We start from the raw sequence: 9,730 nt of genomic DNA, 5'->3' as shown, positions 1-9,730 counted from the left end.
ACTTTCGCCATGGGGACGCCCTGGAGCCGCCGCGCTCGCCCGAATTCCTCGTGGCCCTGGACACCGCAGCCGCTACGAGCAAGGAGCAGGACCGCCTCTACAAGGTGCTCGACGGGCAGCTCGCCGGGTCCGAGCACCTCGCCAGCGATTACTCGATAGCGGACATCGCCACCTTCCCGTGAGTCTCGATGGCAGCGCGCATGGGGGTGTCGCTGGAGCCCAACCCCCACCTCGCGCGCTGGGAACAGGCGATCAAGGCGAGGCCGGCGGTCACCCGCGCGTTCGAGACGAAAATCAAGCCCTGAGGCTGGCCGCGCCTCGGCGCGGGCTCCAGGTACAACCCGAGGAGCGGCAGCATGAAGGGCATTCACACGTTGGTGGAGAGGTGGGCGAACGCGTGGAGCTCGGGATCCCCGGACGAGCTCCTGTCCCTCCTCTCGGACGATTGCATCTACGAGGACGTACCGACGCAGCACGTGACCCGCGGCAAGCAGGAGATCGCGGCGTTCGCCAGGGTCGCCATGAGAGCGTTTCCGGACCTTCGCATGGAGGTGACCTGCAGCTTCGCCACGGAGGAGGCGGCCGCCGCCGAGTGGATCGGCACGGGCACGCACGCCGGCGATTTCGCGGGGTTGCCCGCCACGAGCAGGCGGTTCCGGATGCGGGGCGCCTCGATCCTGGTCTTCCGGGGCGACAAGCTGCAGCGGGTCAGCGACTACTGGGATCTCGCGTCGAGCGGGCTTTTGCCCGGGGCCCCGTCCGGCCAGACCGGCTCGGGCTGACCTCCCGCGGCGCGCGCGGCGCGGAGGTGGGGCCGGAAAACGCGCTCCGTCAGTTCACCTTTTCTCTTCGGTTCACGGGCCCGTGGCTCGTGACCGCCTCTATGAGGATAGGTCGAGTACATCCTCGACAATGTGATCAAGTTCATCCTGTGGAAGGCAGGGATCAAGCACCCGTCGCCCGAGCTGTTCGATCTGCTCGACTGTCGGATACCTGAGGTTCCTCAAGTCGGTCGCGTTTACCTGGGTGTGGCCGTTGAACTGCCGAAAGTGCGTATCCACGAGGGTCGAGTTCAAGAAGGCAGCCAGGCCACGCGCCAGCAGGGCCGGCAGCCCTTTGCCATTGCGGTGGATCACGTTGAGATGGTTCTCGAACCCGATCCTGGCTCCCGGAGCGCTCTCAGGCGTGAAGAGGGCGGCGACGACCCGCCGCCGCTCCTCCTTCGACGAGAAGCGCTTGACGAGCACGTAGTTCCCGCTGGGCATCCAGAGAGCGGCCGTCTCAGGCGCGTCTACGAGGGCGTTCGGCTTCTTGCAGCGTTTGGGCCAGCGAACGACGCCCGACGCAAGGTGCGTCGGGTAGATCAGCGGACCGGTGCCCCTGTCGGGCTCCTGCCGCAAGAACTCGCGCGCTCGGAAGTCGACGACCTTGCCCGTCGAGACGTCCACATTCAAGTCCGTCACGCGTGATGGCATGCGGGCGAACGTGGCAGCGACGCTCTCCCCGGCATCGTCCGGCACCACATGGACGAACAGCTCGGGATCTCCAGGCCGGACGACGTCCTCGAAGGGCACGGAACGGACGGACAGCAGCCTGTCCTCGGGACCGCGCGACGACGAGATGGTGACGGACGTGCACCGGCCGTTCTTGACGGCATGTACAACGATGTTCTCTTGAAGGACCTCGTCCTCCGCGAACGCCGCTTTGCGCGACGCGAAGACGTGCACCCTTCGCAGCGACATCTCTCGGAAGAACAGCTCTCGGAACGGCCGAAAGTAGGGGCCGTTGCAGAAGCTCCGGGGGGTGATCGCGACGAGCTCCCCGCCCGGCTCCAGAAGAAGGATCGCAAGACCAAGAAAGGCCGTGTACAGGTTGCTGGTCTCGATGCCCACGCGCCGCAGCGCTGACCTGGCCTCGGAGTCCGAGCTGAGCTTCTTGTACGGCGGATTCAGGATCGCGTGCGTGAACGAGCGTGGCATGCTCGGGCGAGACCGGCCGCCGTCGAGCCGCTCGACGGCCGACCGGATGAAGTCGGCCTCGATGATGCGGGCAGTGAAGTCGATCCCGGCGCCGGCGCACTCGTCGCGACACTCGCGCGCAGTCCGACGCAGGTGCGCTGCGAGTCGCGGGTCGATCTCGAAGCCCGTCGCGCGGATCGCGCTCGGGCGTACCCTGCGGGCACAGGCCTCGGCCGTGAATGCCGCGAGGAGGCTGCCCACACCGGCGCCGGCGTCCAGAACGCGAATTTCCTCGCAGGACCGCTCGAACAGCGACGTCATGAAGGACGCCACCGGCGGCGGCGTGAGGAACTGACCCAGCGCGGACCGCGTGAGAGGGTCCAGCGCTCGCGCGGCTTCGATGCGGCGGAGGTTGACGCGGTCGAGGAGCGGCGGCTGGGCGACTGCCTCGAGTCTCGCGGGCCGACGCATCGGCGATGTGGCTACCGCAGTTGGGGCGTCGAGCCAACCGTGGCCGGGCGGCAAACGCCCCGGGGGCGCCTCGCCGACGAGGCCACGTTCGTCGCGGTCGAGCTCGACGCGCGCCGGGAGGCCCCCTGCTGTCGCGCGGAGGCCTCGGACGCCGCGCAGGCGCGCCTTCAGGCTGCCTGTTGCCGCGGCTCCCTCGCGGCGAGCGGCGGGATCCCGAACCGCTCGCGCACCTCGTCGAGCGGCAAGTGGACGACATCCCAGAAGTTCCAGCGATCGCTCAGGTCGACCTTGCAGGCCGCGCCGCGCGCCACCGCGCGCAGCACCCTGTGCGCGTCGAAGAAGCCCACCTCCGGCGCGGCGATGGGCGTGATCTGGATCCCGAGGTGGAACTGCAGGAGCACGAAGATCAGGTAGGAAAACCCGTCGCGCCGGATGAACCCGGCCTGGAAGGAGCCGGCCTGGATCTCGCCCGCCGGATCCGTGTCGTACGCCGCCAGCACGTGGCCGAGATCGTGAAACACCATGCGCTCGGCGATCGCGTCCCTGCTCTCGCCGGGGAACAGGAAGCCGCGCGCGGTGCAGTGCTCCCAGAACACCCGGCCGAACGTGCCCTCGGGCAGGAGCCCGAGCTGCTTGTAGCGGAAGGCCCGCGCGCGATCCTCGACGCCCGCGCCGAACAAGGGCCCGATGAGCCTGCGCACGCCGGAGAGGCCCGCTTCGTCCATGGCTTCGCGGATGAACGAGCCGAGGAGCCGGCGCCTCACGGCGGTCTGGGCGAGCCGCCTGTGGCCGCGCGCCACGAGGCGGAGCACGCCCACGCCCGGCTCGCGCACGCCGAGCGCCCGGTCGAGCGCCTCCACGGTGTCCACCTTGGCCGCCGTCACCTCGCCGTCCGCCATGGCGGTCACGAGCGCGAGCTGCACCAGGCGCTTGCGCCGGTGCCGATCCGGGATGGCGCGGGCCACCGCCTCGGGCGCGACGCGCGGCAGCGCGTCAACGTCGACGACGTCGATGCGGGCCCCGTGCAGGGCCGCGATCTCCTCGAGGACCCCGCGCTCCGCGGGCGCGAGCATGCCGTCGGCCAGGGCCACCTCCCGGAGCGCGGCGAGCGCGGCCGGGATCTCATGAGACTCAAGCACGACGATATCCATGTTGACCTCCTCTTCCCACAAGGGGTTTCACACACCACACCTCACGCGAGATTCGATGAAAGACACTCACTCTCGCCGGAACGCGCGGACCGCGACCAGCATCGCCGCCGAGATCTCCTCCGGCAGCGACCTGGCCGTTTCCATGATCACCCGCACCCGCTCCACGCTCGCCCGGTCGACAAAGCGGCGGCCGAGCGGCGTGAGCGCGAGCGTCTTCGCGCGCCGGTCCTCGGGATCCTCCTCCCGCGCCAGGAGCCCACGCTGCACCAGGCCATCGGCGAGCCGGCTCCCGGCCGAGGCCGAGAGCCCGAGCGACGTGGCGAGGGCGGTGACGCGCATCGCGCCCTCCTGATCGACGAGGTGCAGCGCGGCCACCTGCGCCACGCTGAAGTCCTCCTCGTGCAGCGTCCGCGCGAGCCCCGCGATGATGCGCGAGAACATCATCCGCGCGAACTGCTCGATCGGCGAGCCCAGGACCTTTTGCTTGCTCACAATATTATTGTCTACGCATTGGTTGCGCATGTGCAAGTAATTTTCGGCGTGATCGCGCGCGGGTCCGTCCGCCGCGGAGATCGGACGAGGCCGCCGCGCGTCAGGCCACCGACCGGCGCGGCCGGTCAGCCGCACAGGCCGGCCGCTTCACGGGGCGGTCGAATCCGGGCGGCGGTTACTTGCGGGCGGCGGTCACTTGCGGGCGCCGGTCACGTGGACCTCGCGGAGGCGCGCCCGCGCCGCCGCGTAGTACGGCTCGATCTCCTTCGCCGCCGGCGTGCCCCAGAGGTTCTTCCGCTCCTCCGGGTCGCTCGCCAGGTCGTAGAGCTCGAACCGGGCGCCGCCCGAGATCGTCAGCTTCATGTCGCCGCGGAGGAACGACCGCCGCGCGTCGTTGTACGGCCCTGCCGGCATGTCGATCAGCACGTCGCGCGCCTGGGCCTGCTCGCCCGGGGCGAGGAACACGTCGGGCAAGAGCGACGCGCCCGACAGGAAGTCGCTCGCGGCCGCGCCCTCGGCAGGCCCGGGCACCCGCATCAGATCGAGCAGCGTCGGCGCGAGATCGATCAGGCTGCGCCGCGCCGAGACCCGGGACGGCGCCGCGCCCGGCACATGGACGACCAGCGGCACCCGCACGAGCTCCTCCCAGAGCTCGAAGCCGTGGCGGAACATCTTGTGCTCGCCGAACGCCTCGCCGTGATCGCTCGTCACGACGATCGCCGTGCGCCCGCCGAAGGGCGCCGCCGCGATCGCGTCGAGCAGCCGGCCGATGTGCCGGTCCGTGAAGGCCACTTCGCCGTCGTAGAGATCCCGCTGCGAGGCCGCGCCGAAGCCCGCCGCGTCGTCGTGCCGGAGGTAGTCGGCGTGCGGGTCGAGGTAGTGGACCCACAGGAAGAAGCGCCCGCCCGTGTTGTCGGCCGACCCGAGCAGCCGCAGCGCGGCGTCGGTCAGCGCGGCGCTCGTCGCCTTGTTGTCGACGTCCCAGGGCGCGCCCTCCGGCGGCGCCGCGGACATGTCCACCACGTCGAAGCCGCGGTCGAGCCCGCCGAAGCTGCCGAAGTAGCGGTGCCCGTGCACGCTCATCGTGCGCACCCCGGCGCGCTTCAGGCGCTCGGCGACGAACGTGTCCTCCTCGCTGAACTTGTTGAAATGCCCCCAGTTCCTGTGGGTCTCGCTCCCGTACTTGCCGATGAGCATCGGGCCGACGCTCTTGCCCGTGTAGGACGCGAGCGAGTACGCGCGCTCGAACACCGTGGAGCGGGCCGCGAGGCCGTCGAGGTTCGGCGACACGGGCCGGGGGTTGCCCGCGTAGCCGAGGTCCCAGCGGAGCGTGTCGACGGTGACGAGGACGACGTTCAGGTCCGCCGGCAGGCGCGCGGCGGGCGACCCGCGCGAGTCGGCGCGCGGGTCCGCCTTCGGGGCGGGGGCGAGCGCGGCGAGCGCCGCGGCCGTCAGATCGCCGCCGGAGCAGTCGTCGTCGACGCCGTTGTCGAGGATCTCCTCGGCCAGCGGGTGGACGCGCGCGTCGCGGTCGTCGCAGTCCCCGCCGCCGAAGAGGGCGGCCGCGCGGTCGCCGTCGCGATCGGCGAGGCGGCGCAGGACCGCGAGGCTCTTGCCTCCGACGGGCGCGCCGCGCTCGATCGCCTGCGCCACCGCGGGCTCCGCGTTGAGCGCCGAGGCGGCGCGCGCGGTGAGCGCGAGCGGCAGGAGCGCGGCGAGGAGCGCGACGGGCGCGCGCGCCGTCCGGACCGCGACCGGCGCGAGGGAGGCGGCGAGCGCGACGACCAGGAGGAGCGCCGGGGCGCGCAGGTCGAGCTCGGGGCGCTTGAAGATGCCGTAGATACCGAGGAAGCCGCCCTCGCCCGAGACGCCGCCCGTGGCGACCCCGAACGCGAACAGGGCCGCGGCGATCGCGAGCGCGACGCCGCCCGTGACCGCCGGATCGACGCAGGCGGGGCGGCCGTCGCTGGCCTTGGCGAGCGCGCGCCTGAGCGGCGGCGTGAGGGCGAGGACGGCGAGGCCCGCGATGAGGCCGAGGCCGAGCGCGCCCGCGGCGACGGCGGTGCCGACCAGGAGGGGCGCGGCCTCGAGGCCGAGCAGGGCGCGGGCGAGGTGGGCGCACAGGGTCATCCAGAGGAAGGCCGCGAGCACCGCGAGCGGCACGAACGCCGCGATGTCGGCGGGCCGGCCGATCGCCCGCACCCGCAGCGCGCCCACGAGCGTGGCCGGCGACGGCGGGCTCGACGGGTCGACCACGATCGCGGAGGCGCCCGCGAGCAGGCCGACGACGAGCGCGACGGGCGCGAACACCCCGATGTCGGCGAGGTAGGTGGCGAGCTGGAAGGCGGCGTCGTCGCCGGCGCCCGCCGTGGCCCACCCGGCGTCGAGCGACGCGGCCACGACGCCGAAGACGCTGGCGCCGAGCGCGCTCCTGGCGAGCCGCCCCGCCCACGCGCGGGCCAGCGTCGGGACCGCGGGGCCCGGCGAGCTCGAGGCTCGCTTCACGCCGGGCCCCGCTTCCGCGCCATGGGGTGAGCGGCGTCGTAGACCTTGAGCAGGTGGTCGATCGAGACGTGCGTGTACCGCTGCGTTGTGGCGAGCGAGGCGTGCCCGAGCAGCTTCTGGATGGCCCGGAGGTCGGCGCCGCCGTCGAGCAGGTGGGTCGCGCAGGTGTGCCGGAGCGCGTGCGGGTGCAGGTCGGCCCGGCCGGCGCCGAGCGCGCCGTAGCGCTGCACCAGCGCCTGGACGCGGCGCACGCCGATGCGCGCGCCGCGGCGGGACAGGAAGAGGGCGCGGGGGTCGCGGGCGCCGGTCGTCGGGTCGGCGAGCTCGTCGCGCCGCTCGAGGTAGCGCTCGATGGCGGCGAGGGCGTGGGAGCCGAGCGGGACGATCCGCTCCTTGTCGCCCTTGCCGACGACGCGCACCGCGGCCCTGTCGGCCGGGCGCCGGTCGACGTGGGTGAGGTCGAGCCCGCAGAGCTCGGAGACGCGCAGGCCCGCGCCGTAGAGGGTCTCCAGCATGGCGCGGTCGCGGAGCCCCTCGGCCGTCTCGGCGCCGGGGATCTCCATGACCTCGGCGGCGGCGTCGACGTCCAGGAAGGTGGGCAGCGGGCGCCGGACCTTGGGCAGGGCGAGCTGGGCCGCCGCGTTCTTGTCGACCTCGCCGCGCCGCTCCAGGTAGCGGAGCAGGGCGCGGGCGGCGCCCACCTTGCGCGCGATCGAGGCGGGCGCGTGGGTGCGCGCGAGCGAGCCCAGCCAGCTGCGCAGGAGGAGCACGTCGAGGCCATCCACGGCCGTGGCCTCGTCCGGAGAGGGAGCCTCGCCGGTGGCCGAGGCCTTGCCGGGGGCCGGGGCCTTGCCGGGGGCCGGGGCCTTGCTGCGCGCTCGCGCAGGGCGGTGATCGGCGTTCGCGGCCGCCTTCTCGCGGGCGAAGCGCGCGAGCTGCTCGAGGTCGCGCCGGTACGCAGCCACGGTGTGGCGCGAGGCCCGCCGCTCGGCCGTAAGGTAGGTCAGGAAACGCGCGATCGCCTGCTCCAGCGTGGTCCCGCCGGATCGATCGTCGCTCCGCCGCGCGTGCATCACGGGGTTTGCCCTACCACCAGGACGGCGCCGCAGGCAAAGACTCGCCGGCGGCCGAGCTGCAGCGCCGCTCGGCCGGCGCCGCTGCGCGGCGCGGCAGGGGAGGCGGGCGCTGGCCGGACGGGACCGCGGTCGCCAGGTGCCGGGCAGGCAGGTGGCGGTCGCAGGGCGCGTCGCGCCATGCCCTGACAAGAAACGCCCCTCACGGATCACGAGCGAACCACCCGCCCGGTGGGCGACATGGCGCGAACTCCGCTCGCTCCCGGCTCTGCTGTCCAGGATGATCCATGATCCGCGCTGTCGAGGCGTGAATCGGACTGCAGAGCGCGGCGGTGGAGATCGGCTGTTTCGACGCGCATGAGACCGGCGCCCGCTCGCTCGCTGCGAAGGAGCTGCTCAATCGTAGTTGCCCCTGACGGACCGCGGCGGGACACGCTTGTGATCCAGGTGTGTACGCTCCTCTCGGTGTGGTACGAGGGCTTGCCCGGGGCCCGGGCGCACGAGGAGCATGAAATGACCAACGCCGCCGTGAGCGAGCCGGCCGTCGAGGCGCCGCAGAAGCTTTCCTTTGCTCAGACCCTGAAAAGCCTGCCGCGCTCCTTCTGGATGGGCTGCACCATGGAAATGTGGGAACGGCTGGCTTACTACGGCGTGCGCGTCGTCATGCCCATCTACATCGCCCAGGCCGACGAGCCTGGAGGGCTCCACTTCAGCCAGCAGGACAAGGGCACCATTTACATGGTCTGGGCCCTCATCCAGTCGCTGCTCCCGATGGTCACCGGCGGTTACGCCGACCGGTACGGCTACAAGCGCACGATCTTCATCACGGTGTGGCTGAAGATCATCGGTTATCTGCTGATGGCGACGCAGCGGAGCTTCACCGGCTTCCTGCTCGGCGTGGTCATCCTCGCGACGGGCACGGCCCTCTTCAAGCCCGGGATCCAGGGCACCCTGGCCCAGTCGATGGACAAGTCGAACTCGTCGGTCGGGTGGGGCCTCTTCTACTGGCTCGTGAACGTGGGCGCGGCGATCGGCCCGCCGCTCGCCGGCTACCTCCACGGCAAGAGCTGGTCGTGGGTCTTCTACGGCTGCGCCGCCATCATCTCCCTGAACTTCCTGATGCTGTTCACGTACAAGGAGGTCGACTCCGGCGCTGACAAGACCTCCGGGGCGTGGAAGGTCTTCAAGGACACGATCAAGAACATCTGGGACGCGCGGCTCATCACCGTGATCCTGCTGCTCTCGGGGTTCTGGCTGATGATGTACCAGCTCTGGGACCTGATGCCGAACTTCTACACGGACTGGATCAGCAGCACCTCCTTCGTGCAGAACAACCCCTGGCTCCCGGCGTCGTGGCTCGATATCAAGGATCCGCGCGGGGTCCAGCTCAAGCAGGAGAACGTGCTCAACGTGAATTCGGTGAGCATCGTCCTGCTCCTCGTGCCCTTCTCGTACCTGGTGGCGAGGATGAAGGTGCTCTCGGCGATGACGCTGGGCATCCTCGTCGCCATTTTCGGCATCCTCGTCTCAGGGACCACGAGGTCGCTCTACGTCCTCTTCCTGGGCATCCTGCTCTTCTCCATCGGAGAGATGCTGACCGGCCCGAAGAAGAGCGAGTATTTCTCGCTCATCGCGCCGAAGGGAAAGAAGGCGCTCTACCTCGGCTACATCAACATCCCGGCGGCGATCGGCCCCGCGATCGGCGCGCAGATGGCGGGGATCCTTTATGGGACCCGGGGCGAGAAGGCCACGCTGGCCCTGCGCTACCTCGCCGAGAAGACCGATCTCGCCAAGGGGAAGGCCTGGAACGGCGATGTGGCGTCGCTCTCGGAGCTCCTCGGGGTGTCGCGCCAGCAGGCCTTCAGGACGCTGCAGGAGACGCTGCACATCGACGCCGCCGAGGCGACGCGCCTGCTCTGGGACACCTACCGGCCTTACGAGATCTGGTATTCGTTCGCGGCGATCGGGGTCGCTTCGCTCGTGGGGATGCTGATCTTCTCCCGGCGCTCGAGGCGGTGGAAGGACCTCGACGTGTAGGGCGCGCGGCCGCGCCGGCGCGAGCGACATCGCCTCGGATCAT

Annotated in this window: 8 protein-coding genes; 3 read left to right on the top strand and 5 right to left on the bottom strand. The window is 71.1% G+C overall.

Annotated elements, in window-relative coordinates:
• The first annotated feature begins 50 nt into the window (after positions 1-50).
• Together WMF39_RS42360 and WMF39_RS42355 are read left to right on the top strand one after the other, a co-directional pair.
• A complete protein-coding gene (locus WMF39_RS42360; protein ID WP_437742125.1) occupies positions 51-182 on the top strand; it encodes a hypothetical protein in 132 nt (43 codons plus the stop codon).
• A 174-nt stretch (positions 183-356) separates the two neighbouring features.
• Positions 357-782: an ester cyclase gene (locus WMF39_RS42355; protein ID WP_437742124.1), complete on the top strand. Its 426-nt coding sequence runs from the start codon at positions 357-359 to the stop codon at positions 780-782.
• Between the two features lie 99 nt (positions 783-881).
• Here WMF39_RS42355 and WMF39_RS42350 read toward each other — a convergent pair whose 3' ends face one another.
• The 5 genes from WMF39_RS42350 to WMF39_RS42330 all read right to left on the bottom strand — a co-directional run bounded on the left by WMF39_RS42350 (position 882) and on the right by WMF39_RS42330 (position 7,650).
• Positions 882-2,429, bottom strand: a complete 1,548-nt coding sequence (locus WMF39_RS42350; protein WP_437742123.1) for an Eco57I restriction-modification methylase domain-containing protein — start codon at positions 2,427-2,429, stop codon at positions 882-884.
• Positions 2,430-2,596: 167 nt separating this feature from the next.
• Entirely contained in the window at positions 2,597-3,580 is a 984-nt protein-coding gene (locus WMF39_RS42345) for a hypothetical protein (RefSeq protein WP_437742122.1), read from the bottom strand.
• 66 nt (positions 3,581-3,646) lie between these two features.
• Complete coding sequence (locus WMF39_RS42340; protein ID WP_437742121.1) at positions 3,647-4,102, bottom strand: MarR family winged helix-turn-helix transcriptional regulator; 456 nt, start codon at positions 4,100-4,102, stop codon at positions 3,647-3,649.
• 162 nt (positions 4,103-4,264) lie between these two features.
• On the bottom strand, positions 4,265-6,577 hold the full coding sequence (locus WMF39_RS42335; RefSeq protein WP_437742120.1) for a sulfatase-like hydrolase/transferase: 2,313 nt from the start codon (positions 6,575-6,577) through the stop codon (positions 4,265-4,267).
• Positions 6,574-7,650 (bottom strand): tyrosine recombinase XerC, encoded by a 1,077-nt coding sequence (locus WMF39_RS42330; RefSeq protein WP_437748106.1) that lies wholly within the window; start codon positions 7,648-7,650, stop codon positions 6,574-6,576. Before WMF39_RS42330 ends, WMF39_RS42335 begins: the two co-directional genes overlap by 4 nt.
• Positions 7,651-8,163: 513 nt before the next feature.
• Here WMF39_RS42330 and WMF39_RS42325 point away from each other — a divergent pair.
• Positions 8,164-9,687: an MFS transporter gene (locus WMF39_RS42325; RefSeq protein ID WP_437742119.1), complete on the top strand. Its 1,524-nt coding sequence runs from the start codon at positions 8,164-8,166 to the stop codon at positions 9,685-9,687.
• Positions 9,688-9,730: the final 43 nt, after the last annotated feature.

Origin of the sequence: Sorangium sp. So ce1504 (assembly GCF_051521635.1) — a bacterium.
Taxonomy (GTDB): Bacteria; Myxococcota_A; Polyangia; order Polyangiales; family Polyangiaceae; genus Sorangium; species Sorangium cellulosum_B.
The sequence above is the reverse complement of the archived record's forward strand: the minus strand, read 5'-3'. Positions and strand labels throughout refer to the sequence as shown.